Raw genomic sequence first — 26,837 nt, 5'->3', positions numbered from 1 at the left:
ATTCGGCCTCAGTAGTGCCGGGCATCAGAACCAGTAAACCTGTATTACTAAAATTGACTGACACAATGATCAGGACACACTAGTCGGCCTCAGTGGTATTAAGGGTTGCCGTTGCTGATCCTTAATGACATCCCGTAAGACGTACAATGGGCGCCCTTTCGCCTGAAAAAAGATGCGGAGTACGTATTCACCAATCAAGCCGAGCGCAATAAGCTGAACGCCACTGAACAAAACCATAACAAACAGGAGAGCCGTAAACCCCTGAGGTACATCGTGGTAAATAAAGCGCTTGATTAACGTTTGAATCAGGTAAATCATCGCGACCCCAATAGTAAGCATCCCTAGCCGGGTAATAATCTTGACCGGGTATTCGCTGAAGTTGAAGATACCATTGTAGGCCAGCCGCTGTAGCATCTTGAACGAGTACTTCGGCTCACCCGCCTGCCGGGCATCGCGCTCATACTCCACGCCTATTTGTTTAAAGCCAATCCAGCTACGCATACCCCGGATGAAGCGACTTTCTTCCGGCATTTGATTCAGCACATCGGCCACCCGGCGACTGATTAGCGAAAAATCACCACTATCGAGCGGCAGGTCCACGTATGAAATAGCCTTCATAAACCGATAGAATGCAGCATACGCCGTTCGTTTAAAGAAATTCTCTTTTCGCTTCTTCCGAATGGCATACACTACGTCGTAACCTTCCTGGTACTTTGCATAAAATTCGGTCAGTAACTCAGGCGGGTCCTGTAAATCGCCATCGATTATAAACAGGGCTTCGGAGCCACGAGCAGCCGCAATGCCAGCCGTCAGCGCGATCTGGTGTCCATAATTTCGGGATAGAAAGACACAGTGATAACGAGAGTCAGTCAAGGCTACCTGCTGCATCAACAGCGCCGTATTGTCGCGGCTTCCATCGTCAATCAGCACAACTTCAATACGTAAGGGAGATTTCTCCATAACGGCATTCAGCCGGGAAATCAGATAGGGAAACGACTCGGTTTCGTTATAAAGTGGAGCAATGATCGAAATCTGAGGTTCTAACAAGGTAGTATAGCTTGAGACGGTATCAGCGTTGGCAAAAGTACGTTTTTTTGGCGTTTGGGCCACTCCCACAGCGCATTTGTTAAGGAATGGTAATGGTTTGCGGACTAAATCGAATAGGAGTAGTAGCCTCGTCTGACGTTGTCAGAATGCCTAAACGATATGTTCCGGGCGGTAACATAGGAATAATTACCTCCGCAAAAACCGTCTGAATGGGTCGATTCAGGTAGAAATTTGCTGGCGAAAAATGAACCGACGAAGCGAATAAATACGTCCGCTGATCGGATTGAACCACTACGGCTGACTGACCAACCGGTTTGGGCAGCACCCCATAATCCGTTTCGACCAGATAGCTGTACCCTCCACCCGAACGATGCAGGGTAAGGCTTGTATCGGGTTTCATGGACCGCCCTTTGGTTAGCAGGATTTGTTCATAGGCGGAGTAATAGGCATCTGTAGGGTACTGATAAAGGCCCCGTTGAACGGCCTGATCGAGGCTCCGACGAGCCAGACTCACAAATGGATGTCCCCAGCTTGGCCCTAAACCCGTTTCGTTGTATTTCTGATTAAATGCGCTGGTGAGGAGTTGCTCTTTTCGGAACGCAATTTTGGGCAGCCGAAAGACATACCAGGCTCCCCAAACAACGAAACCGACAACCAATCCAGCTCGTACCCAGGTTTCCAGAACACGCGAATTTTTATACTGTTCACTCAACACATTCAGGTACAGCAGTACAACCAGAAGCGCTGGGTAAATCATGTAGTTGCTGATGAGCATAACCGCATAACCAAACCGGGGCCGCAGAAAAGCAACTACCACCGCATTGACCATCAGAAAAGCGTAACAGCCCGTCAGGAAATAGCGACGCTTCCAGAGTGCCGCCGTCGCCCGATCTAAATTGGCAGATGCCCTGACTGGCCTACGCAAAATCGGTTCCGCCATTTGCCAGAGTAGCCATAGCATCGCCGGAATCAGGATCAGTCCGGCCAGGGTAGGCAGTATACTCCGCACCAGAATAGATGTCTCAGGCAAAAAATCGAAAAGGCCGCCATTGAAAGTAAAAAAGCCCAGAAAGATCAGATGCGGGTGTTCCAGAAAGAATGAGACACTACTGTCATTGCCCTGCGTATTCGGGAAATCATGAAAATAGTAGACGATAGCCCCTCCCCCAACGGCCAGCCATATACCCAGTCGAACCCATTGCCGCTGCATAACCAGTACCACAGCCCCGGCCACCCAGCCAAACAAGCCGTTACTCATCGAAAAAGATGTGAGTACCTGTAGGATAAGCCCGATCCCAAACCGGCTGCGGCTTCCATCGGCCAGTAGGTATATGACGGCTATCACCATCGCAACCACGACCTGATGCTGTAGACTGGTGATAGCCCAGGTCGTTGTCAGATAGTATTGTGGCTGGAGCAATAAAAATGGAATAGGTACAAACGCCAGAATCGGTAGTCCCGTTAATCGAAAAACCCGATAAAAAATCGCCAGTAGTACTAATAGAAACGCAAAAGCTGCGAAGATCAACCAACGAAAATTAACGGCTCCTGTCAGGTTGTAACAGAGCAGGGTAAGGAGCTTACCTGTCAGGATACGATGCTCATTGTTAGGGCTTAGCAGCCAGTAGATTTTTCGCTCAACGGTAGGCGCATCAATGTACCCAACGATAAAACTCAGAAAAGCATCGATGTCGTCCATCCAGGGTACATCGACAATATAGGCAAACAGCAACAGGCTGAAGCACACAATCGGAATACCGATCAGCACCCAGGCGAGTCTGTCGAACCGACCAACAACCAACGACCGATTACGAGATAGGTACGCTACATTCATTCGATTTGACCAATTCCATCCAACTCAAGCCGAATTGGCGAAACTCGTTATTTAATTTTCAGGGCAATATGCCAGTTAGTACGTGTACCGATTATGGGGTTGGCTGATGGCCTTTCAGTATAATCGTTTTTTTATGAAAATAATCGGCCCAGCAGCGATTCCAGAGGTGTTGCGGGTTATCATGAATATCTTCCAGAAATAAGGAAACCGGGTATTGGCTCAGTGGCGTTATAACGCTGTTGGCGTCACCCTGTTTTGACAACTGAGCATATCGTTCGAGCATCTCCCGATCATATTGAGCCGCTCGACCACTAAGCCAGTCGCCATATACTACCGGCAGCAACGTTCCCATCGACGCAGCCACTACCGCCCAGATTACAGCCAACAGCATAATCGGGCGCAGATACGGCACCAACGCATCAGGATCGAAGCGGTATCGAATCCGAATAACCAGTAAGGTCAGGTTATACAACAAGCATAGCCAGAAAGCCAGGTTAATCAAATTGATCAGCCGGGGAATGGGGGCGATACCCACACCGTAAAAGTGTAATGATATAAGAGCCAGAAGCGTTGCCACCATATACAACAGCCCCCAAAATGGATGCAAGCGCAGGTAGGGTGGAAAATCGGATCGACGTCGACGCGTGCCCGCCAGTTTCCAGGCCAGAGGCAGGTATAAAATCGACAGCGGTAGCCAGGGCGTTGTAAATAGTTGTTTAGGAATGTATGTAATCGCAAATTTAAGCGACGATATCAGGGTAAACGGAATATCGCTTCCATGCGGATTACCGCCCAGGCGAATGGCATTGCCCGGTGCTTTGAATAAATAATAACAAGCTACGGCTGCTACCCCCAGCAAAATAACCATCGTCGCCGAAACCCGTCGACGTTCGATTAAGTCGCCAAAGACAATCAGCACCAGCACAGATAGTACCAGCACCATCGTCATCTCACTTGACCCGATAATCGCCGTAACCAGCAAACTTTCCGTAATCACATAACCCGACTTCCAGTTGAATCCACGTTGCTGATGCGCCATTAATACAGCCAGCAAGAACAAAAACAGGGCGCTGGACAGACCATAACTAGCCAGCCCTGTATACCAATATAAATATTCAGGAATCCCTGCGAGCGTCGTAATAAAGCCGATAAACATCCCAAAGGCCAGGGCGATTTTGGCATTCAGATCCAAAAAACTGGCTAGTAACTGGTTAGCAACAGCAAAGCAACCCGCTATTACCAGCGCCAGCAAAATCATTGGATAAATTTTATAGGCACCGTACCAGCCCAGTATGATTGGGTTAGTATGAACAATGAAATTATGAAAGAAACGCCCAGTCCATCCATCATAATAATACTGTTGAGCCTGCCAGAATCCATAGTGGATCACAGTATTCGCAAAACAATAATCGTCGGTGGGTGATGGGTGGTTATAAGTGGCCAGCGCAATTAAAGGCGTAAGGACAACAATGGTAAACAGACCCAGCAGAATAGTAATAATACGTAATAAAGATCCAGACATAAAATGCTTTATGGTTTACGATCATGGTAAATGGTGAACCATACATCGCTTCTTCAGTCACCTTATTAGGTTGAGGTGGGCAACTGAGCTTGAGTTTTTGTAAATCGGCTATTAAGAAACGGATAAGCCAGTACAGCCGCCAGAATCACCAGCGTTCCACCGTAAAAGCCCAATGTCATCCGTTCGGTATCGCCAAAAATCAAAACGGCCAGCAAGATACCATAAACTGGCTCCAAATTTACGGTCAACACTGCCATATAGGGCGAGAACTTTCGTAATAGGCTCACCCCTATTGAATAGGCATAGACCGTACAAACCAGTGAAAGTACTAATAACCAAAGCCATTGCCAGGGAGATTCAGGCACATATTGAGCACTGACCGCTGCATCGGCCGAAGCCGTCCATTGAACCAGCAGCCACAAGCACAGAGCCGCCACCGATGCGCCAATCATTTCATAAAACGAAATAACCAAGGCATTATAACGCTGAGTAAACCGACTATTAATTATGGTGAACAACGACGACAGCATGGCCGATAGCACAGCTACTGTCAACCCAACCACCTTGTCGAACTCAAACCGAAAAATCAGGTAAAGCCCCAGCATCACAACGGCTCCCAGCACGACTTCAATCGGCCTTACCCGCCGACGCAACACCAATGGCTCCAACACACTCGCCCAAAGTGAACTCGTCGCCATACCGGCCAGACACACCGATACATTGGCCAGTCGGGCAGCCAGAAAAAATAATACCCAATGCAGGCCAATCAATCCACCCGTAGCCAGTAATCGCCAATAATCGGTAGAAGCTACGTTCAGATTCTGCTTTCGGCCCAGTAGAACGAGTCCCATTCCCACTACCGCCAGCACCGTACGAAACAATACGACTCCCGACGCATCGAGCGGAGCCAGTAGTTTCCCTAAAATAGCGGTAAACCCCCAGATCAGAACGATGAAATGGAGCTGTAGGTAGTCGGTGAACGTGGGTTTATAAGTCATCAACTTTGACGGATAGAATAAGTGAATAATAGAATTGGAACAGCTAACCATTCACGCATTTTATCATTCACTCATTCAGAATTACCGGGGAATTGTATTGTACAACAGCACGCCAATGGCGGTAAAAATAGCATTGGGAAGCCATACGGCGATAATAGGATTCAGATTCCCAGACTCGGCAATGCCCTTTGCCAGCATGAAAAACAGCAGGTAGGTAAAGGCCAGTATGAAACCGAGCGCCACTTGCCAGCCAACCCCCCGACGGCTTTTACGGGCCGACATAATAACTCCAATTATCGTCAGGATAATAATCGCAAACGGGCGGGTATCCCGGCTGTATTTTTCAAGCAGGTACGTCTCAACCCCATCAGAACCACGGCTTTTCAGTAAGTCGATGTATTTGTTGAGTTCCGGTCGGGTAAGGGTTTCGAAAAGGTTGAAATTAGAGCTAAAATCGTCTGGTTTCAGATTCAGTGTCGTATCGATACGGGAACCGGGCGTGAGGGTTTCACGCATTCCATTAATATCCCGAATCCGATAATCGACAATTGACCATTTCTTCTTCTTGGCATCCCATTCGATATGGTCGGCCGAAAGTTTTTGTTTCAACTGATTGCCTTCTACACGTTCCAGGGTGAATTTATACCCGGTGTTGCTCATGTTGTTATAGCTTTCCAGATAGGCGTAGGTATTGGGAGCTATTTTGAGGTGTACGTTTCGGTTCGAGTACGTAAAGGCATCGTTGATGTATTTGATTTCAAACGCAATCCGGGTTTTATTGGCTTTCGGAATCACGTAATTAACCATAAAATACGTCAGCACCGCCAGCACGGTTGCTCCTAGTGTATAGGGAAATAATAGCCGGACAAAACTAACCCCACTGCTCAGAATAGCTATAATCTCGGTCCGGGCAGCCAATCGCGAGGTCAGGAATACGGTGGCGATAAAGACCATCAGCGGGCTGATGTAATTGGCCCAATACGGAATAAAATTGAGATAATAGTCCCACAGAATTTCGTTGCCAGGTGCGTTGGTCTTATGAAAGTTATCCACCTTTTCGGTGTAATCGATCATTACAACCACCAGCACAATCACCATTACCACAAAAATGTAGGTCTGTAAAAAGCGCTTAAGAATATACCAGTCTAAAAGTTTCATATTCCGATTGATCGTTTACGATTTCCCAAAACCGCAAACACGCACTAATTCACTAATAAATTTTTAGCCACTTCGTGGCTTACAAACACCGTCCTTCCGGTTTCGGTCTGAACCCGAAATGACTTATCGAACGCGCTGATTTCCTGAACAATAACCGTGCTCCCAAGCGACAAATCAGAATAGTCAAGGTGTTGTAAAAACCCTGCCGAATGCTCCAGCACAGCCATCAGGCATACGCCTTCTCCAACCTCTGCTTCTGACAGCTTCCGATACCCCGTTTCGGGCATTTGTCCGGCCGATGTTGGAATCGGATCACCATGTGGATCAAACTGAGGATTGCCTAAATACGTATCTAACCGCGTTACTAACTCTTCCGATCGAATATGTTCAAGTTCTTCGGCAATGTCGTGAACCTGGTCCCAGCTAAATCCCAGTTTTTCAACCAGAAAAACCTCCCAGAGCCGATGCCGCCGGATAATCTGCAACGCCAACCGCTCCCCTTCTTCCGTCAACCGAACACCCTGATATTTTTTGTAATGAATAAGCTGTTTTTCTGACAGTTTTCGCAGCATATCCGTTACTGAAGCGGCTTTGGTAGCGGTTACTTCTGCCAGGGCATTCGTACTGACTTCGCCCTGCTGCCGATTAGCCAGGTTATAGATGGTCTTCAGATAGTTTTCTTCCGTGAACGATTGCATACAGTACCGCGCTCTTGTTCAGAACGACGAACAAAATCAAAACAGTTTACGGGCAAAGGTAGTTTTTATGTTAAACTTTCTAAAAATTTAGACTAGCCTAAATTTTTATTTCAACATTACTTATATTTGTTACGTTATAGATGGTAACAATCAATCGACTCAACTAAAGCAGCTTGACTAAGCTCAATGGAAGTAACGAATACATCAACGAAACACTGGTACACTGAAGATACAGCCTCGCCCTTGACCGATGTTCATGGGTCAGTACATGTTCCGGTCGGACGTGGTTTCTTCCGAACATTGCGGGCCTATGCAGGGCCAGGTCTGATGGTAGCTGTTGGCTATATGGACCCCGGCAACTGGGCGACCGATATTGCCGGGGGAGCCCAGTTCGGCTACCAACTCCTATCTGTTGTTCTGATTTCCAACCTGTTTGCCATTCTGTTGCAACATTTGGCGCTGAAACTGGGGATTGCCACCGGCCGTGATCTGGCACAGGCCTGTCGCGATCATTTTAGTCGCCCGGTAGGTATAGGGCTGTGGCTACTGGCCGAAATAGCTATTGCCGCCTGCGATCTGGCCGAAGTAATCGGGTCAGCTATAGCCCTGAATTTACTCTTTGGCCTTCCAATTACGATTGGCGTACTCATTACAGCGCTCGACGCATTACTCCTGCTGTACCTGCAAAACAAAGGTTTCCAGATTCTGGAGCGGATCGTAGCGGGTTTAATCTTTCTGATCGTAGGCTGCTTTGGTTATGAACTGATCGTTTCTCAGCCCGTCATGGCCGACGTTGCTGCGGGATTGATTCCTCGTTCAGCCGTCGTCACGAATCCGGGGATGCTTTACATAGCCATCGGTATATTAGGAGCCACCGTTATGCCGCACAATCTCTATTTACATTCCAGTATTGTGCAAACCCGCAATTATGGACGCAATGATGCTGGTCGTAAAGTCGCTATTACGTTCGCAACAATCGATTCAACGGTCTCGCTCTTCCTGGCCTTTTTTATCAATGCCGCCATTCTTGTGCTGTCGGCAGCGGCCTTCCACTTTTCAGGCAATCAGCAGGTGGCCGATATAGCCGATGCCCACCGTCTGCTCGATCCGATCCTTGGTGTTAAATTAGCAGGTATTCTGTTTGCCGTAGCGCTGCTTGCTTCCGGCCAGAACTCTACACTGACGGGTACACTAGCCGGTCAGATTGTGATGGAAGGATTTCTGAATCTACGGCTAAAGCCCTGGGTTCGCCGGCTGGTTACTCGTTTGGTGGCCATTATTCCTGCTTTAATCGTAGCTATCTTGTATGGCGAACGTGGAACTGCCGAATTACTGGTCCTTAGCCAGGTCATTCTATCTTTACAACTCAGCTTCGCGGTTATCCCTTTGGTACAGTTCACCAGTGATAAAACCAAAATGGGTCGCTTTGTCAATCCGAGCTGGTTAAAAATACTCTCCTGGGCCGTTGCGCTGATCATCATGGGGCTAAACGGGTATTTGCTTTGGGATACGTTAACGTAACCGTATTAATTTCGTCCCCCACCAAGCCTCCGCTCGTCCCTAATTGTATTGCGAACGAGCGGAGGCTTTTCATTAGAGTGATTTTTCTAATCTGCGCAAAATTTTCATTTTTCTCAAAAAATTTCTGAACTGCGCAAAAAGACTGCGCAGGTGCTTAAAACCTTTGTATCGTCAAGTTTAACAAAACAACGACGATCATGAAATTCAACAGCCACAACCGCGATGTAACGAAAACCGTCAACTATGAAGGGGGGCAGGCCTATGCGTTGACGCCACAACTAAGCCTGTATTCGGCGGTGGTCACCACTATGCTCAACGACTCACATTATGAAAGTGAAGACCAGCGATTGGTACGCATTCAGGAATTAGTTGCGCAGGTCGATCCAGTGTTTGTTGCAAAGCTGGCGGTCTATGTTCGGGAGCAGATGTACCTCCGTTCGGCTCCGGTTGTGTTGCTGGGAGAATTAGCCAAGGTACACCACGGCGATGGTTTGGTTGGAAAAGCTGTAGCGCGGACTGTGCAACGACCGGATGAGATTACCGAACTGTTGTCATATTACCAGTTAGCAAACGGGCGAACGGGAGCTAAAAAACTCAACCGCCTGTCGAAGCAGATGCAGAAAGGGTTGTCGACGGCCTTCAATAAATTTGACGAATACCAATTTGCCAAATACAACCGGGATACGGCCGTTAAGCTACGGGATGCCCTGTTTCTGGTCCATCCAAAAGCAAAAGGCGAAACCCAGCAAGCCGTTTTCGATAAGTTAGTGACTGGTACACTCAACACGCCCTACACCTGGGAAACCGAGTTGAGCGCATTAGGTCAGCAATCGTTCGATGGTCCATCCGATAAACAGTTGGCCGTACGGGCAAAATGGGAAGAGCTAATCGATAGTGGCCGGTTGGGTTACATGGCCACACTTCGGAACCTTCGTAATATGCTCGAAGCAGATGTCAGCGGAGACCATGTTGAAAAAGTCTGTGCCTTACTGGCCGACGCGAAAGCGGTTCAGAAGGCGAAACAGTTACCGTTCCGTTTTCTGGCTGCGTATCGGGAGTTGAAAGTGTTACCGTTTGGGCACGTACCCATCCTGCTCGAAGCCCTGGAAGATGCTATTTATGCCAGCACCGCCAACCTACGGGGGTTCGCAGCAAATACCCGTGTGGTGGTTGCCTGCGACGTATCGGGATCAATGCAGAAACCAGTTTCGCCAAAAAGTAAAGTGCTGTTGTATGACATCGGCCTACTGTTAGGAATGCTACTGCACACGAAATGCCGTAATGTGCTGAGCGGAATGTTTGGCGATACCTGGAAAACCATTGCCCTACCCCCTGGTCAGGTACTAGCGAATGTCGATGAATTTTACGGTCGCGAAGGAGAAGTCGGTTATGCGACCAATGGATATCTGGTCATCGACGATTTGATCCGGCAACGGTACAAAGCCGATAAAGTCATGCTGTTTACGGACACCCAGTTGTGGGATAACCGCACGGCAAAACAGAACAAGGCAAACAGTTTATCGGCTAAATGGATACAGTACAAGCACTTGTTCCCCAATGCGCGACTTTATGTGTTCGATCTGGCTGGTTACGGAAACGCTCCTTTACGGGTCGAACAAAACGATGTTTACCTGATAGCAGGTTGGTCCGACAAGGTGTTCGATGTATTGCAAGCTCTTGAGGAAGGGCAAACGACGTTAAGTGCCATCGAACAGATTGCACTGTAACGAATGTGCCACGAGTTTGGGCTCGTGGCTCTAAACAGGATGTCGTAGAAGTGAGCTCCTTCGCACCATAAGGGGAAGAACCATGCGGTTCCCACGGTGAAACGAGATGGTCCAACGGTCGGCCACTGCCGTTCGACTCTGGCTTCACAATGCCCCGTTCTCGCTACGCTTGATACTCCTGTTTTTATCATTGATGCAGGTGCCGTAGAGTAGGGTTACTTCGCTTCGATCGAGAGGGTCGCCAGTTCGAGTCTGGCCTCCGGGACATTGTACCTAACTTCCCGGTGTAGCTCAGTTGGTTAGAGCATCTAAACACCGTATTCGCCTGTTGCCCTGCATGACTTTAGCAAGTGCCGTAGAAACGAGTTCCATCGACTGATAACCGGGCGGTCGCCGGTTCGAATCCGGCCAGATAGGATTATCTGTAGCTCAGCGGTAGAGCACCAAACGTTCTCGTTTCGCCTGTTGCCTTGCTTTTCAATTTTACCAAAACTGAGTAGTATGTGGAAGCCTAAAAACTCTGCCAGGCTGCTCAGCTTTGGTGTTTTTTATAGGTTTATCAGGACGATACTGAGTTTATTTTAGCCGTCAGGTTGTTTTTAATTCACCTGCATTTGCATTCTGATAAATAATTTCATTTTTGGGCCAGCGAAATGAACGGGCTTCATTGTTTTCTGCACGTTTTATTGGCTTCATCAGCTATACTGACCTAAACTATGCGATTATTTTTACGAATTTTAGCGCTCTTGCTTGCGTTGCTGCTCATTGTGCTGGTTGTCAATACCTTTCGCCTGACACCGCACCAACTGATCAACGTACCGCCTGCTGCTCCGATTTCCATCCCCGATTCTGCCACTCAGCGACTGGCCGGAGCTATTCGAATCCCTACGGTATCCTATACTGACTATACGCTGACCGATACGACTCAATTCGATAAGTTCCTGGCTTACATTCAAACAGCGTTTCCACTTGTCCATCAGCGACTGAAACATGAAACATTTAACCAGTATGGCTTACTCTTCGAATGGAAAGGGCGTAATACCAATCTGAAACCTATATTGCTAATGGGTCACTACGATGTAGTACCTGTCATTCAGGGTACTCAGACGATGTGGAAGCGTCCTCCCTTCGGCGGTATTATTGAGGGTGACTACCTCTATGGACGCGGTACGCTCGACGACAAAATGAGTGTTATTGCTTTACTGGAATCGACTGAATACCTACTGCGAACCAATTTCCAACCCGAGCGAACCTTATTTCTAGCCTTTGGTCCCGATGAAGAAACATCGGGGCGAGGAGCGCAAACCATTGCGGCTGCCCTGAAAAAACGAAACATTTCACTGGACTATATTCTGGACGAAGGTGGAGTCATTAAAACCGAAGGCGTAGCCGGTCTCAATAAACCTGTTGCCCTGATCGGCATTAGTGAGAAAGGCTATTTAAGTCTGGAAATCAGCGCCATTGGTAAAGGGGGCCATTCGTCTATGCCTCCAGCACAAACCAGCATCGGTATGGTGGCCGAAGCCGTTAGTCGTCTAGAACATAACCCTTTCCCATCTCGGCTGGATGGTGGGGTGGATCGCTTATTGGACTACCTGGCCTCTGAGGTTCCGTTTGGTCAACGGATGGTTCTGACTAATCGCTGGCTTTTTGGCCCATTGATCAAACAAACGATTGCCCAAACCAAATCAGGCAATGCTTCCATCCGCACCACCACAGCCCCAACCATATTTCGGGCAGGAGCCAAAGACAATGTCCTTCCCATCGACGCAACCGCTACCATAAATTTCCGCCTGCTCCCCGGCGACACAGTAGAGGGTGTGATCGAGCGTGTAAAGCAAGTTATTGATAACGATAGCCTTTCGGTAACGATACTAGGAAAAGGTAACAATCCAGCCGCCGTATCGGATCCGGATTCGCCTTCATTCTTAACCATCCATCGAACCATTCGAAGCATTTTCCCTGATGTAGTTGTAGCGCCTTATGTGATGCTGGGAGCCACAGACGCCAAGTTCTATGCAGCCGTTTCGCCAGCCATCTATCGATTTTCACCCATTCCACTCAATGAAGCGGAAACCCAGAGTATTCACGGCACGAATGAACGTATCCGCCTAATTGATTATCAGACTATGATCCGATTTTATGTGGCTTTAATCCGAAATAGTCAGTCTAACTAAACAATTCATTGTAGGAGGGCTATCAAAAGAGATGGCCTGTTGAGTAAACAGACCATCTACCAACTACACCTAATTAAAACCCAAACTGACTAGAATATGGGCACATGTATGTACGTATTTTCTCGACCGACAGTTTTCTGGCCACACTCAACGTCTATTCGGCATACGGCTGGATTATTGCATTTTGACAGGGAAGGCAACTTTCGATTAAAGTGCGATTAATGAATCTAAACATCGGTTATCTTTGCGCCGTTTTGACCCGCCCGTAAGGCAAAAAGGCGTAAGCCTATTTTATGGAAGACAAAAAACATTTAGACACCGTTACCGCTGCCGGACTGCTGGTAGCCATGGGAATTATCTACGGTGATATTGGTACATCCCCTCTGTACACTCTCCGGGCGATCGTTGGACCCAATAATGCAATTCGAGCCGATGTGGTTCGTGGAGCGCTTTCCTGTGTACTCTGGACGCTCACTCTGCAAACAACGGTTAAGTATGTGATCCTGATCCTTCGGGCCGACAACCGGGGTGAGGGTGGCATTTTTGCCCTTTATGCACTGGTACGTCGGCACGCTCGCTGGCTAACATTACCGGCAATCATAGGTGGAGCGGCTCTACTAGCCGACGGGATCATTACGCCCCCTATTTCAGTATCGTCAGCCGTTGAAGGGTTACGTTTATTGTATCCGGCCATTACACATGTCCAGATCATCGAAATTGTAATCGCTATTCTCACGATACTGTTTCTGATTCAGGCATTTGGTACCAGCGTTGTAGGGACTGCCTTTGGCCCCATCATGTTTGTTTGGTTTGTGATGCTGGGAACACTCGGTATTATTCAAATCGCTCAGGCACCGGGGATTTTGTCGGCTATAAATCCCTATTACGCGTATTGGCTACTGACCGAATACCCCGGCGGTTTCTGGCTTCTGGGTTCTGTCTTCCTTTGCACAACGGGTGCCGAAGCCCTCTACTCCGACATGGGGCACTGCGGCCGGGCCAATATTCGGGTTAGCTGGGTATTTGTCAAAACCTGCCTGATTCTCAACTATTTTGGACAAGGAGCCTGGTTAATTGGACAGGAAGGACAGGTTCTGAAAGAGCGGATTCCGTTTTATGAAGTAATGCCTCCCTGGTTCCTGACCATCGGTATCAGTATTGCTACAGCCGCTACGGTCATTGCCAGTCAGGCCCTGATCAGCGGATCGTTCACCCTGATCAGTGAAGCCATCCGATTAAATTTCTGGCCTAAAGTTCGATTGCGTTATCCGAGTGTTCAGAAGGGGCAGCTTTATGTACCCAGTGTGAATATGCTGCTGTGGGCAGGCTGCGTTGGTGTGGTGCTGTATTTCCGTGAATCATCGAACATGGAAGCCGCTTACGGTCTGGCGATCACCCTGACGATGCTGATGACCACGCTGCTTATGTCGTATTACCTCTACACCCACAAGTATCAGGCCTGGTGGGTGGTTTTGTTTTTGACGGTTTATCTGGGTATCGAAGGCTCATTCCTGGTCGCTAACCTGATCAAATTCCCGCATGGTGGCTGGGTATCCGTTTTGATTGGTTCTACCATTGCCGGTGTCATGTATATCTGGCTACAGGCGTTCCAGATCAAACTTCGCCTGACCGAGTACGTCCGCATCGACCAATACATTCAGGCCATCAAAGAACTTAGCCGCGACATCAGTATTCCCAAGTATGCGACGCACCTGGTATTCATGAGCAACGCGGCCCGCCAGTCGGAAATTGAATCTAAAATTATCTACTCCATTTTCCAGAAACGCCCCAAACGCGCTGATATTTACTGGTTTGTACACGTTGATACGACTGATGACCCGTATACAATGGAGTATAAAGTGAACACCATTGCGCCCGACGATGCCTATAAAGTGACGTTTAAATTAGGTTTCCGGGTCGAGCAGCGCATTAACCTCTTCTTCCGCAAGGTGATCGAAGACATGGTAAAAAATAAAGAGGTGGATATTACCAGCCGTTACGAATCGCTGAGCCGCCAGAATGTCATTGGTGATTTCCGGTTCGTAGTATTGGAGAAATTCTTATCATTTGAGAACGAACTACCTCCCCGCGAACGGCTCATCATGAACATCTACTTTACCATCAAGAATTTCACAACGCCCGAAGATCGCTGGTTCGGGCTGGATAGCAGTTCAGTTAAAGTCGAAAAAGTCCCCCTGGTTATTCGTCCAGTCGAAAACGTCCAACTCAAACGCATCACATCGTAATGATTGAATGATTGAATGATTGAATTGACGAATGGCCTTATGCCCGCTTTATTCAATCATTCAACAATTCAATCATTCAATCATTGATTTTATGAAACTTCTCATCACCGGCGGGGCCGGATTTGTTGGCTCATCGCTGGCCATTTCACTCAAGCAAAACTATCCCGATTATCAAATCTTTGCCCTCGACAACCTCAAACGCCGGGGTTCAGAACTTAGTCTGGCGCGGCTGAAAGCGGCTGGAATCGAGTTTCTACATGGCGACATTCGGAATAAGGAAGATTTTGATGCGCTGCCTGCCGTTGATACCGTTATCGAAGCGTCGGCCGAGCCGTCGGTACTAGCGGGTCTGGATGGAACGCCCGATTATCTGATCAACACCAACTTATTCGGTACGGTCAATTGCCTAAATTATGCGCTAAAGCACCGGGCCAACTTTATCTTCCTGTCGACCAGTCGTGTTTACCCAATCAAGACGATTGAAACCCTGAATTTCGAGGAAGCCGAAACACGATTTGTCCTGACGGACGATCAACCTGTACCCGGTGTTTCGTCGAAAGGCATTGCCGAGATATTCCCACTCGATGGTGCCCGGTCGCTGTATGGTACTACGAAACTAGCCTCTGAACTGTTGATTCAGGAATATAATGAATTCTACGGACTGAAAACGGTTATTAATCGCTGTGGTGTTATTACTGGCCCCTGGCAGATGGGTAAAGTCGATCAGGGAGTCATGGTGCTCTGGATCGCCAAACACTATTTTGAGCAGCAACTCGCGTACATCGGGTACGGTGGCACGGGTAAGCAAACCCGCGACATGCTCCACATAGCCGATCTTTATCGGTTGATCGATTGGGAGCTACACAATCTGGACAAAGTCAATGGCGAAATTCTGAACGCGGGCGGTGGTGTAGAAAGCAGCGCATCACTCCAGGAATTGACTAAAATCTGCCAGGAAGTTACGGGCAAAACCATCCCGATCAAGCAGGTTACAGAGAACCGAGCCGCTGATATTCGCCTGTATATTACCGATAATACCAACGTAACGAAGTTAACGGGCTGGAAGCCTGAACTCGGCATCCGCGAAATTGTCACCGACATTCATGCCTGGCTCGACGCTAACCGGGCCGTGCTGGAGCCAATTTTGAAGTAAATTCTTAACTTACAGCAAAATCTGGAATAAGTTTTCGGCGGTTAGGGGATTGAAAAGCCAATACAATTTGATTCTTTTCAATCCCCTCTTCCACTAAACGTTCGGCTATTTTCAGATCAGTACCATCGTGCTGGATGTATACTTTTGCATTAGGCTGTACATCAAGATGGACAAATGGGACATACTCCCGGCGATTACGCCCCCATCCCACAGAAAACAGAAGATAATGACCGCGCTCCTCATCGATGATCACTTGTGTTTCCGAGTGATCATCCGATGGGCTTATTGATGCGATTTCTTCCAGAATACGTCTGACAATAGTTTTATGTTTGCTCAGTCTATCCATTGCACTATTGTTTGCTGTTCCTCATCAAAAATAAGCAATTGCACCATAAACCGCTTAAGAATACCCGAGAAGAAAGAATCGTCGAAAAAATCAGTATAAACACTGAAAGGCACTGCAAGATAGAGTTGGCGAGTGGGATCATCTACTTCCAGGGCAACCTTATAAATCAAAAACTGGCCGAGAGCATCCTCAAATTCGTCTAGCGTTGATGCCCCTAAAAAGCTCTTAATTTCAACTGCAATTTTTTTTGTCCCACGTTGAGCGGCCAGTAATTTTTCAGCAGCTAAGTCCACATACCCTTTTTTCCGCCCCAGAACAACTCGTAAAGGATCATGCGTAATCTGCCATTGGTCTTTTTCAAGTGCAGTGCGGACAATTGTATGATATGCATCTTTGGCGGGCATAAATCATTCTGCAAACTTAGTGTTTTGCAATTTAAGCATTCAAAGTTAGGTTAACCTATAAGCTCGATGCTAACCGGGCCGCACTGGAGCCAATTTTGAAATAAGCTTAACTTATTTTCAATCGACACTCCTTCCCCCTCATCAACAATTGGACAGGGGGAAGGAGTGTCGGTTTTAATCCCGCCAGCCTTCGGGTTTGTAAGGAGTTTTTGTTTCGCTGGGTGTACAGGGAGCGGTAGGTGGGCGATCATTATTGGGCCAGATTCTAACATTTGGAGGGAAACGATTGCCCTGATACGGGGGCGATGGTTCGGGGTTGGGCCGACGGCTATTCAGGGCATAAAACAAATCCTCCCCAATATTATCGTGCGGTCCTTCCGGGTCCATAGCCCCTAATGGGATACCTTCTGCATCTTTTCGGTCAAGCCACTGATGATACAAAGACACCGCTGAAGTGGTGAAATAGCCCGCCACCGACTCCCGGCTATTTGCTGTATTTCGCACATTCCCAGCCAACGCCGTTGGGGGCGAATCGGCCAGTCCTCCCGTATTTTGCGTCTGTTGCTGGAGCAGTTGAAAATAGCGATAAGCATCCTTCGTCAGCGATAGCTGCCGAACATCGACCAGGCAGGGAGCGTGCTGATAAAATGGGATACTAGCTACTTTTCGTTTCACCAGTAGTCCTCCATTGCTGTATTGATCATCGAACACATTGATCGCTACGTTGCGCAAAATCTCCCAGCAGGCTGTTCGGCAATTGTAATCGTAATACCAATAGCCTTTGGGTACATACGGAGCCCCAAAGTCAGTCGTATAGGTAGGTGGACTAAAGCAATCTTCGAACAATTCATTTCCAGCCACAAAATAGTATTCGTATAAATAGGTGTGGGGCAGCACTTTATAAACGGCATAAACGCCCTGCTGGCAGGTTTTACACCAGTACTGCCGTTCATAGAGTATCCAGTCCCAGCGGTAATAATTATGCTGATCAACCGGGTCCTGCACATCGATAGAAAGATCGTGACCAGCGGTAAAACCGTCGAACTGATTAGCGGGCAGACTTTTCGGATTAAACTCAGCATACGCCTTTTGAATAGGTACTACAGCCGGCATAACCTGCTGGCTCGATTGATAGCTGGTTCCATCGGTTAGCGTAAACCGTAGTTGATAGGCATGCCCAGTTTGCCCTTTGAAATCGCTGGGCAGTTGATAGCTGCCATCAATCGTTTCATGGCAGGTAATCAGAACGGAAGAATCGACCATTATCTGTACGGTGGCCCTGGTAATGGGTAGGGTTCCAAATCGCCCCGTGAGCGGGTCGGCCTGGGAGCGATTCAGTTTGATAATCTGTGCTTCTGCCCGATCTGTAATCGTACCATCTACCACGATGATATCGTTGGTACCATGCAATAACAAATCTTCAGGGTCAACGCAGGCCACTACCAGGAATGTAAGTCCGATCAAAAAAAGTCGTAGGTACATAGTCGAAACGTTGAGAATTAATCCCGCCAGCCTTCTGGCTTTAGCGGGGTTTGGTTAGGGCCGGGTGTACAGGGAGCGGTGATAAAACGGCCGTGACTACCCGGCGTAAACGGTGGTCCTTCGGGACCTTGCGTTGGCAAACGAACCTTCAGCGCGTAGAATAGTTCATCATCGTCCTGTACAATATTTCCGGCATCGTCATAGGCACCTAGTGGTAGTTTGGTAGCGTCTTTTTTATCGAGCCAGATTTCTTTCACAGCTACCGTGCTTGCCGTAAAGAATCCGACTACCGCTTCCCTAGCATTCGCAACATTTCTGACATTCCCCACCAAAGCCGTCGGGGGCGTGTCGGCCAGACCGCCCGTATTCTGGGTTTGCTGCTGAAACAGATAAAAATACCGGTAGGCTTCTGCCGTTAGCGACGACTGCCGCAGTTGCATTAACGCAGGCTGGCGGGTCAATAGAGGAACCTGGGCTACTTTGCGGCCCACCAACAAACCACCGTTACTGAGCTGGTCGTCGAATACATTCAGGTTATAATTACGAATCCGTGCCCAGCAGGGTGTCCGGCACAGGTAGTCGGAATACCAGTCGCCATTGGGAAAGCCAAAAGCTGTGAACACCGTTAATGGATTTACGCAGTTTTCAATGGCTTGTTTCATGGTAGCTACCACACCATTCTGGATGTAGCGGGTCTGCATGGTGTCGATGTAAATACTTTGGTAGCAGCTTTTGCACCATTTCTGCTTTTCGTACAAAATCCAGTCCCAACGATAATAATTACGCTGACCGGGCGGGTCGTTGGTGTCAACAAACGCATCATACCCTGCCCGGAAATTTGTCGGGTACAGGCCCGGCGGCAAACTGACCGGATTGAACTGTACGCGTGCTTTATCGATTGGCGAAACTGGTAGCATCACCTGCTGACTGGACACATAACGGGTACCTTCATTGAGTGTAAACCTCAGTTGATAGGCATGGCCCACTTGCCCGCGAAAATCACTGGGCAATCGGTAAGTACCGTCTTCCGTTTCTTCGGCTTTTACGACTTGGGCCGAATCTACTACCACCTCAACCTGCGCTTTGGTAATCGGCAATACCCCAAATCGGCCTGTAAGTGGGTCAGCGCGGGAGCGATTGAGCGTAATAAGTTGCTCCTCAATCAGGTTTGTCAGCGTGCCATCTACGACTATAAGATCCAACGTACCGCGCAATAGTACATCGTCTGGATCAACACAGGCCATTGGTAGCCAGCCAAGTACCAGCCAGCCCACCACCCGAACACATAGCCACTTATTATCACCTAAGACTTTCATAGGTTGCGTGCAGACGGCTTTAATCCCGCCAGCCTTCGGGTTTATTGGGTGTTCGTGTATCACTCGGCAAACAAAAGGCTGTTGGGGGCCGGTTCAGGCTATTCTGTATCACCATTTGTGGAATGGCTGGCGGAGTAGGCTCCATGGCAGGCTGACGCCTGTTCAACACATAAAATAGCTCTGACCCTACATCCCCTCCATAACCCGCTGGCCCAGAGCCTCCAAACGACACACCAGAGGCATCTTTCCGGTCGAGCCAATACCGCAGCGAGGTTAGGACAGATGCAGAAAAAAAGCCAACAACAACCTCTTTACGATTCGCTACATTATGCACATTGCCCGCCAAAACCGATGGCGGTGTATCGGCCAGGCCGCCAGTGCGTTCGGTCTGATCCTGAATCGCTTTAAAATAGCCATAAGCATCGACCGTGAGCGAGCTTTGTCGAACCTCGACCAGACATGGATTATAGGTATAAAACGGAATTTGCGCAGCCTTAAGTCCTGTAATTAACCCGCCGTTGGTATACACATCATCGAACACGGTAATGTCGTGACTGTAAAAGATTTCCCAGCAATTGGTTCGGCACATGTAATCGTAGGCGTAATTGGGCAAAGGCGTACGATAGGAGAAAGCGGGGGGCGTTAATTCCCGATAACAATCTTCCAACCGGGTTGACCGATCTTCTGTGTAGATATAGTAGTTCCCCCGCGATGCATTCGACAATACCAAGCTGTCTCGAATGCCGTAAACCGCATAAACGCCCTGCTGACAAGTCCGACACCATTGTTGCTTTTCCCAAATCTTCCAGTCCCATCGGTAATAATTATGAGCCTCGACGGGGTCTTTAAACTCAACAAACAGGTCATGCCCAGCCGTGTAAAAACCATCCAGTGGCGTTCGTAAACTTTTCGGATTGAACCGGGCTGTTAGTTTATTGATCGCTGGAACTGGATAAGCTGGCATAATCTGTTGAGTCGACGCATACCGGGTTCCATCTGCCAGTGAAAAACGGAGTTGATAAGCATGGCCAATTTTCCCCTTAAAATCGCTGGGGAGTTGGTAATTGCCCTCGGTGGTTTCATGGCAAGGTATCGCTTCGGCCGAATCAACTACGACCTCTATGGTTGCCCCGGTGATTGGCGTAAAGCCGGTCTGGCCCGTAAATGGATCGGATTTTGATCGATTAAGTCGGATTACCTGTGGTTCTGGCAGGTTATTAATGATCCCATCCACCACCAGCACGTCCACCGTTCCAAGCAGTATTCCGTCCACAGGATCGACGCAGGATACTAAACCAACAGCCAGCAATAATGTGAGAAACAAACGCATTCCGTAGAGCCGTTTACTTAAACTCGAAATTGTAGGTCAGGCTGGGAATCGGGGCAGCAAAAATGCTCAGCCGATACGGATTAGTCGCCTGTCCTTCAGTCCGGTAAAAGATCGAATACACATTCCGGCGACCATATAGATTATACACGGTGAACGTCCAGTGACCCTGCCATCGACGGTTTTTCATGCTGGGGTTGTAAATGTTCCAGGCGAAATCCAGCCGATGGTAGTCGGGCAGTCGGTACTGATTCCGTTCGTCGTAATACGGATAAGTTCGCCCCTGATATCGGATGAACCCTTCTGGGGCCGTATAGGGTCGGCCCGTGCTGTAGGAAAAGTTGAACGAAAAGCTGTGATGTCGGCCCTGGTTGATATTCAGGCTGATATTCAGGCTATGCGGTCGGTCGTAATTAGCTTTGTACCAATCGCCACCATTGATCTGCTGCTGAAAATCGACCCCTGCGGCTACCTGATTCAGCGTTCGGGCATAGGTGTAGTTGACCCAACCCGTAAGCTCGCCCTTCTTTTTGGCCATCATGATTTCCAGTCCATAGGCCTTGCTTCGACCGGGTAGCAATTGCGTTTCGGGATAAGGCTGCAAGAGGAAATCAGCTCCCGGTTTGTAATCCAGAATATGCTGGGTACTACGCCAGTACACCTCGGCTGACAACTCAAAAATGTTATTCTTCGAATTATGAAAGTACCCCGCCGACCATAGTTGACTCACTTGCGGCTGGATGTGCGCATCCGAGGTCTTCCAGCGCGACGTAGGCAATGGCGTTGTGGTATTGGTGATCACCTGCAAATACTGCCGCATCAGGTTATAACCCAGTTTGATGGATGAGTTATCACCCAATGCATAGCGTAAACCCAGCCGAGGTTCGAATCCACCGTATTGACTCGCCACCTGACCAGCCCCGTATCGGACAGAATCGACAACATTGGTAATATCGTAAACAGCACCGCCCGTTCCTTCACTACCGTAACGACGAACTACCGATGGTCCCAGGCTAAGAAAATGCGAATACCGAAGCCCGACCGATACCGCCAGCTTTTCCGACACACTCATCTCGTCTTCGGCATAGATGCCCAGTTCCATAGCATTTTCGATGGGTGTCCGCTGATAATTTACCGCCAGGCTGTTATTCGGTATCAACTCGCCGGGATTCAGTCGGTAGTGTGTTCCGCTAATCCCGATTTCGATTTTCTGATTGTCTAACTGATAGTTCAGGTTCGACTTGACCTGCCGCTGTAACAGCGACTGTTTCAACACCACTTTATTGAACGTACTATCCTCAGTCGACAGGATGCGGGGAATATACTGAGCGACCAATGCCGTTGTTTGCAGATTCAGTCGGGGGTTGAAGGCATGGAACCAGCGTACCATCCCATTGGCGGTTTGCTGGGCATACTGCGTATTAATTGCATTCACATTCGCCAGACTACCCAGCAGATTAGTCTGGAATAAATCCTGACTGAAATACCCCATTGCCGTAACTGTATTGCGGTCGTCGATGCGCCAGAAAAGCTTAGCAGCCCCATCGCCAAACTTAGCCCGAATATCATCCAGTCGTTTGGAGGCCAGCCGAAGCAGAAAATCATTAAACGCTCCTCGGCCCGAAACCAGCAAGCCCAGCTTTCCTTTTATGATTGGGGTTTCGACCGTTAACCGATTGGCCACCAGACTGGCTCCTCCGCTCAGCTTAAACTCGTTCAGATCAGGATTGCGCAAGCTAATGTCCAGCACCGAAGCCGCTCGCCCACCGTACCGAGCGGGCACATTACCTTTGTATAAATCAAGGCCCCCTACGGCATCGGGCGGGAATACCGAAAAAAGCCCAAACATGTGGGTAGGATTAAAGATGGGCGTATCGTCCATCAGAATCAGGTTCTGATCGGTTGTTCCACCCCGAATATTGACTCCGTTGGCCGCTTCGCCCACACTCGTAACGCCCGGCAACATTTGCAGGCTACGCATAATATCGACCTCCCCTAAAGCAGCCGGCATCTTCTTGAGCGTAGCAATATTGATCTGACTGACACCCAGCAACGGCTGACGAACATTCCGATCGTAGCCTTTACTGGTAACGACTACCTCTTCGAGCTGGCTGGCTACGGAGGGCAAGCGTACATCCAGGGTAGTGTTGCCCCGAATGGAAATCGTTGTTCGGAAGGGGACAAAGCCAATACTACGCACCACCACAATGTGCTGGCCCATCCGGGTCTTGATCGAATAGCGCCCCTGCTCGTCGGTGTACGTACCCGTAGCCGACTTGTCATAGTCCAGCACAACAGCGGCCCGAACAACGGGTTGATTGGAGGTCGAGTCCCGAATCGTACCGGATAGGGTATAGAGAATCTGAGCAGAAGCCGATAAACTGTTCAGCCCGAAAAGAAGGATAAATAGAAATCGAAGCATGAAAAGAAAAGGTAAACAAAGGTGCGGTTATACTTTATTGCACACAGTAGCTTTGTTTTATTCGTGAGCAGGGAACAACAGGCTAGTGTTCAACAGTATATGATACTATATTAGTCAAACCATCTTTTCTATAAAATCTACCTATAAACATAGTCCATTTGCCAAAATAGCCACTTAATTCGTTAACCAAATAGCGATCCAGCCGTGCTGGCCAGCTTATTTATCAGAAGTATGCGTTCATTTCTTTTGCTTGCGATCTGTCTATCAATCACCTACTGGCTCACCGCCTGTGTCGATTCACTTGATCTTACCCTCAACAGTACGATCGATGTGCTGGTCGTGGATGGTACGATCACGAATCTTCCAGAGCCGCAGGTGATCCGGCTAAACCGCTCCAAAGCCGACCGATTGACCGGGCGGTTTGGTGCTGTTCCCATCACCAAAGCAACCGTAGAGGTAATCGTTGACTCCACACAGGTTATTCCCTGTCATGAAACCGTTGATGGTAGCTACCAACTTCCTTCGGATTTTAAAGGGCAGGTCGGACACGCTTACCAACTGCGGTTTACCCTTTCCGATGGTACTCGCTATCTATCGACCCGGCAGGTCATGCCAGCCGTAGCGCCAATTCGTAGTGTATCAGCCCGCTTCAATCCAGTGGCATTGCCTGCTGAACAGCAGTTGGATGGAGGCTATCGGGCGGGTCATGATGTCTTTATCGATACGCAGGACCCCGCCGATCAGGCAAATTATTACCGTTGGGACTGGAAACTCTGGGAAAAGCAAAGCTGGTGCCGAAGTTGTCAGGAAGGTGTTTATTCCGTGAATAACATCCTGCTTCATACTTATAAAGACAAAACATTTTACGTAGCGGGCAATGACCTCTATGAAGACTGTTTCGTTCCTGTAAATTATATGGAAGCTGGTCAGCCGCCCTTTCAGGCAGGGTTATATGTCTATGACTATCCCTGCCGTACCGATTGCTGGGAAATCCTCTATAGTTATGCACTAAATGTCTTCGATGATCAATACACGAATGGCAACCTGATTCAGCATCGGTCCGTGGCTCAGATTCCTTATTATGATAGTACCGCCTGCCTGGTCGAAATTCGTCAGTCGTCGCTAACCCAATCCGCTCATGCCTACTTCAATCAATTTCAACGCACCCAGATGACCAATGGACTGACCGATACGGCCCCTTCTGCACCTGTTGGTAACATCCGCAATGTGGCTGATAATCGGGAGAAAGTAGTAGGATATTTTACAGCATCGGCCGTTTCGCCGAAACGATACTGGATCGACCGAAACGATGTGACTGGGCTTCCCTTTGGCAATATTGTTCCTGAAAAAGTAGCCTGGCAACCGGGAGCAGCCTTTTTCTATTCCTTAAATCGGAGGCAACCGATACCAGAACCCATTTATCCATACCCCAGTATCCGAATATGGGGTGGCCCTCCCCGACCCGCGACCGCTATCTGTGTTCCCAGCGACAGCCGAACGCCCTACAAGCCAGATGGTTGGCAGGATTGATTCAGAAGACCTCTCTTTCCATTCAGGAAAAAACGGCATGAATCTATCGTGCAGATTTGGTGGTCTATAAGGTAATTGTAATTTTGGCGAACTAAAGGAGTCAACTTAGTATGGAAGCCGTAGAAGCTATTTTGCAGGAAGTAGATAAGTTAAAGCCCAATGAAAAGCTTCAACTCTTACATCAATTAGTCGATCGAATGCTGGCAGCTCGCCCCACCGAATTGCCTACTATTGCTGATTTTGATAAGTATATAGGTATTGGCAAGGGAGTTTGGGAAACAGATGCTCAAACGTATATAAACAAGAGTCGTGAAGAAGATTGACTTTAAATCTGCCTTTCTCGATACGGCTCCATTAATATACCTGATCGAAGGGCATCCTCAGTTCGCATCAGTGGTTAACGATATTCTGATTTATTGCCAACAGCGGTCTGTCAGTTTAACAACCAGTGTCTTAACGGAGTTAGAATTTAAAACAAAACCTGTATGAGAAAATCGTATCGATATTATACAAGCTTTTGATCAACTGCTGGTAGATTCTCGCATGCAAAAGGTTTCTATTACAACAGAGATCGTATCGAAAGCACTTAATTTACAACAGAAATTATTTAGCCTGAAAGCTTTTGACTCGCTTCAGCTTGGTGCTACTTTAGTTCACAACTGCGACGTATTTATAACAAACGACAAACGTCTGATCCAATTAAATCAACCTCAAATTATTACTTTAGACCAATGGAATTAACCCTCGACCCTTCTACCCAGCAGCGTGTTGATAAATGGCTCAGTGGCAATTACGATGCCGCCACGAAAGAATCGATTCAGCATTTGATCGACTCAGGAAATACCACGGAACTTACCGACTCATTTTATCGCGATCTGGAATTCGGAACCGGGGGACTTCGTGGGGTTTTAGGCGTTGGCTCTAACCGAATGAATCGTTACACCGTCGGGGCAGCTACACAGGGGCTTTCCAACTACATCAATGCGGCATTTCCCGGTGAAGATGTAAGCGTGGCTATCGCGCACGACAGCCGCCGGATGAGTCCGGAATTTGCCCAGTTAGCAGCCGATATTTTTTCGGCCAATGGTATTAAAGTATACCTGTTCAGCAGTTTGCGCCCAACACCGGAGCTGTCGTTCGCCATTCGGCAATTAGGTTGCCAAAGCGGCCTGGTTATCACGGCCTCACACAATCCGCCTGAGTATAATGGATATAAAGTATACTGGAACGATGGCGGTCAGGTTGTGTCTCCGCACGACAAGGGTATTATTGCCGAGGTCAATAAAGTGACTTCTGTCGATGACATTAAGTTCCTGGGTATTCCAGAACGCATCACAATGATCGACGAAATAATCGATGCTCCGTATGTGGAGCGCGTAAAGTCGAACGCTGTCAACCCTGATGTGATTAAGCGCCAGGCGAACCTGAACATTGTTTATACACCCATTCACGGAACAGGCATTACGCTGGTACCACGCGTACTTGATGCCCTGGGCTTCAACAACGTCCATATTGTCGAACAGCAGGCGACTCCCGATGGTAATTTCCCCACCGTAAAATCGCCCAACCCCGAAGAACGGGCTGCCATGCAACTGGCGCTGGATCTGGCCTTATCGATCAACGCAGACCTGGTAATGGCAACCGACCCCGATGCCGACCGTGTTGGCGCTGGTGCCCGTAATCATCATGGCGAATTTGAGTTGCTCAACGGTAACCAGATGGCCAGTCTGATCATTTACTACCTGCTCAACGCCTGGAAAGATGCCGGGAAGCTGACAGGGAAGGAGTTTGTCGCTAAAACCATCGTGACCACCGATCTGATCGATCAGATGTGTAAGAACTACGGTGTTACCTGTTACAATACCCTCACTGGCTTTAAATACATCGCTGAAGTCATTCGCGAACTCGAAGGCAAAGAGAAATTTATTG

General features: G+C 48.4%; 21 protein-coding genes and 1 tRNA gene. 10 read left to right on the top strand and 12 right to left on the bottom strand.

The features are described 5' to 3' along the window. Window positions 1-69: 69 nt before the first annotated feature. From BGO59_RS13480 to BGO59_RS13455, 6 genes are all read right to left on the bottom strand, one after another. Complete coding sequence (locus tag BGO59_RS13480; RefSeq protein WP_293684135.1) at window positions 70-1,047, bottom strand: glycosyltransferase family 2 protein; 978 nt, start codon at window positions 1,045-1,047, stop codon at window positions 70-72. Window positions 1,048-1,126: 79 nt separating this feature from the next. After that, a complete protein-coding gene (locus tag BGO59_RS13475) occupies window positions 1,127-2,881 on the bottom strand; it encodes a hypothetical protein (protein ID WP_293684134.1) in 1,755 nt (584 codons plus the stop codon). 91 nt (window positions 2,882-2,972) lie between these two features. Next, window positions 2,973-4,403 (bottom strand): DUF6056 family protein, encoded by a 1,431-nt coding sequence (locus tag BGO59_RS13470; protein WP_293684133.1) that lies wholly within the window; start codon window positions 4,401-4,403, stop codon window positions 2,973-2,975. A gap of 65 nt (window positions 4,404-4,468) precedes the next feature. After that, the gene (locus tag BGO59_RS13465) at window positions 4,469-5,401 is read right to left on the bottom strand and encodes a DMT family transporter (RefSeq protein ID WP_293684132.1); all 933 of its coding nucleotides are present in this window, start codon (window positions 5,399-5,401) and stop codon (window positions 4,469-4,471) included. Window positions 5,402-5,482: 81 nt separating this feature from the next. Then, window positions 5,483-6,559: an LptF/LptG family permease gene (locus BGO59_RS13460; RefSeq protein WP_293684131.1), complete on the bottom strand. Its 1,077-nt coding sequence runs from the start codon at window positions 6,557-6,559 to the stop codon at window positions 5,483-5,485. A gap of 44 nt (window positions 6,560-6,603) precedes the next feature. Next, window positions 6,604-7,257 (bottom strand): metal-dependent transcriptional regulator, encoded by a 654-nt coding sequence (locus BGO59_RS13455; protein ID WP_293684130.1) that lies wholly within the window; start codon window positions 7,255-7,257, stop codon window positions 6,604-6,606. A 186-nt stretch (window positions 7,258-7,443) separates the two neighbouring features. Between BGO59_RS13455 and BGO59_RS13450 the strand changes: the two genes are divergently transcribed. From BGO59_RS13450 to BGO59_RS13425, 6 genes are all read left to right on the top strand, one after another. Further along, complete coding sequence (locus BGO59_RS13450) at window positions 7,444-8,778, top strand: Nramp family divalent metal transporter (RefSeq protein ID WP_293684129.1); 1,335 nt, start codon at window positions 7,444-7,446, stop codon at window positions 8,776-8,778. Window positions 8,779-8,975: 197 nt separating this feature from the next. Continuing rightward, on the top strand, window positions 8,976-10,505 hold the full coding sequence (locus BGO59_RS13445) for a TROVE domain-containing protein (RefSeq protein WP_293684128.1): 1,530 nt from the start codon (window positions 8,976-8,978) through the stop codon (window positions 10,503-10,505). 201 nt (window positions 10,506-10,706) lie between these two features. After that, a tRNA-OTHER gene (locus BGO59_RS13440) sits at window positions 10,707-10,770 on the top strand. Between the two features lie 451 nt (window positions 10,771-11,221). After that, window positions 11,222-12,682: a M20 family peptidase gene (locus BGO59_RS13435; protein ID WP_293684127.1), complete on the top strand. Its 1,461-nt coding sequence runs from the start codon at window positions 11,222-11,224 to the stop codon at window positions 12,680-12,682. Window positions 12,683-12,975: 293 nt separating this feature from the next. After that, on the top strand, window positions 12,976-14,928 hold the full coding sequence (locus BGO59_RS13430; protein WP_293684126.1) for a KUP/HAK/KT family potassium transporter: 1,953 nt from the start codon (window positions 12,976-12,978) through the stop codon (window positions 14,926-14,928). A 91-nt stretch (window positions 14,929-15,019) separates the two neighbouring features. Next, a complete protein-coding gene (locus BGO59_RS13425; RefSeq protein ID WP_293684125.1) occupies window positions 15,020-16,081 on the top strand; it encodes an NAD-dependent epimerase/dehydratase family protein in 1,062 nt (353 codons plus the stop codon). A gap of 4 nt (window positions 16,082-16,085) precedes the next feature. Here BGO59_RS13425 and BGO59_RS13420 read toward each other — a convergent pair whose 3' ends face one another. From BGO59_RS13420 to BGO59_RS13395, 6 genes are all read right to left on the bottom strand, one after another. Then, entirely contained in the window at window positions 16,086-16,427 is a 342-nt protein-coding gene (locus BGO59_RS13420; RefSeq protein WP_293684124.1) for a XisI protein, read from the bottom strand. Next, window positions 16,415-16,831, bottom strand: coding sequence for an element excision factor XisH family protein (locus BGO59_RS13415; protein ID WP_293684123.1), 417 nt, complete (start codon window positions 16,829-16,831; stop codon window positions 16,415-16,417). The genes BGO59_RS13420 and BGO59_RS13415 overlap by 13 nt, the downstream gene beginning before the upstream one ends. Window positions 16,832-17,005: 174 nt before the next feature. Further along, window positions 17,006-18,313, bottom strand: coding sequence for a DUF4249 domain-containing protein (locus BGO59_RS13410; RefSeq protein ID WP_293684122.1), 1,308 nt, complete (start codon window positions 18,311-18,313; stop codon window positions 17,006-17,008). Window positions 18,314-18,330: 17 nt separating this feature from the next. Continuing rightward, window positions 18,331-19,629 (bottom strand): DUF4249 domain-containing protein, encoded by a 1,299-nt coding sequence (locus BGO59_RS13405; RefSeq protein ID WP_293684121.1) that lies wholly within the window; start codon window positions 19,627-19,629, stop codon window positions 18,331-18,333. Between the two features lie 19 nt (window positions 19,630-19,648). Then, window positions 19,649-20,959 carry a DUF4249 domain-containing protein gene (locus BGO59_RS13400; RefSeq protein ID WP_293684120.1) on the bottom strand — a complete coding sequence of 437 codons (1,311 nt, stop codon included), beginning with the start codon at window positions 20,957-20,959 and terminating at the stop codon, window positions 19,649-19,651. Between the two features lie 13 nt (window positions 20,960-20,972). Then, window positions 20,973-23,378, bottom strand: a complete 2,406-nt coding sequence (locus BGO59_RS13395; RefSeq protein ID WP_293684119.1) for a TonB-dependent receptor — start codon at window positions 23,376-23,378, stop codon at window positions 20,973-20,975. A 231-nt stretch (window positions 23,379-23,609) separates the two neighbouring features. Here BGO59_RS13395 and BGO59_RS13390 point away from each other — a divergent pair, with 231 nt between their 5' ends. The 4 genes from BGO59_RS13390 to BGO59_RS13380 form a co-directional block, all read left to right on the top strand. Continuing rightward, entirely contained in the window at window positions 23,610-24,908 is a 1,299-nt protein-coding gene (locus tag BGO59_RS13390; protein WP_293684118.1) for a DUF4249 domain-containing protein, read from the top strand. Window positions 24,909-25,018: 110 nt separating this feature from the next. Further along, entirely contained in the window at window positions 25,019-25,231 is a 213-nt protein-coding gene (locus BGO59_RS13385; RefSeq protein ID WP_293684117.1) for a hypothetical protein, read from the top strand. 175 nt (window positions 25,232-25,406) lie between these two features. After that, the gene (locus BGO59_RS36445) at window positions 25,407-25,649 is read left to right on the top strand and encodes a PIN domain-containing protein (protein ID WP_366937045.1); all 243 of its coding nucleotides are present in this window, start codon (window positions 25,407-25,409) and stop codon (window positions 25,647-25,649) included. Next, window positions 25,640-26,837, top strand: a 1,198-nt coding sequence (locus tag BGO59_RS13380) for a phospho-sugar mutase (protein WP_293684116.1), incomplete at its 3' end; no start/stop codon positions are given. The genes BGO59_RS36445 and BGO59_RS13380, both read left to right, overlap by 10 nt.

This window comes from Spirosoma sp. 48-14, from assembly GCF_001898575.1.
Taxonomy (GTDB): Bacteria; Bacteroidota; Bacteroidia; order Cytophagales; family Spirosomataceae; genus Spirosoma.
The sequence above is the reverse complement of the archived record's forward strand: the minus strand, read 5'-3'. Positions and strand labels throughout refer to the sequence as shown.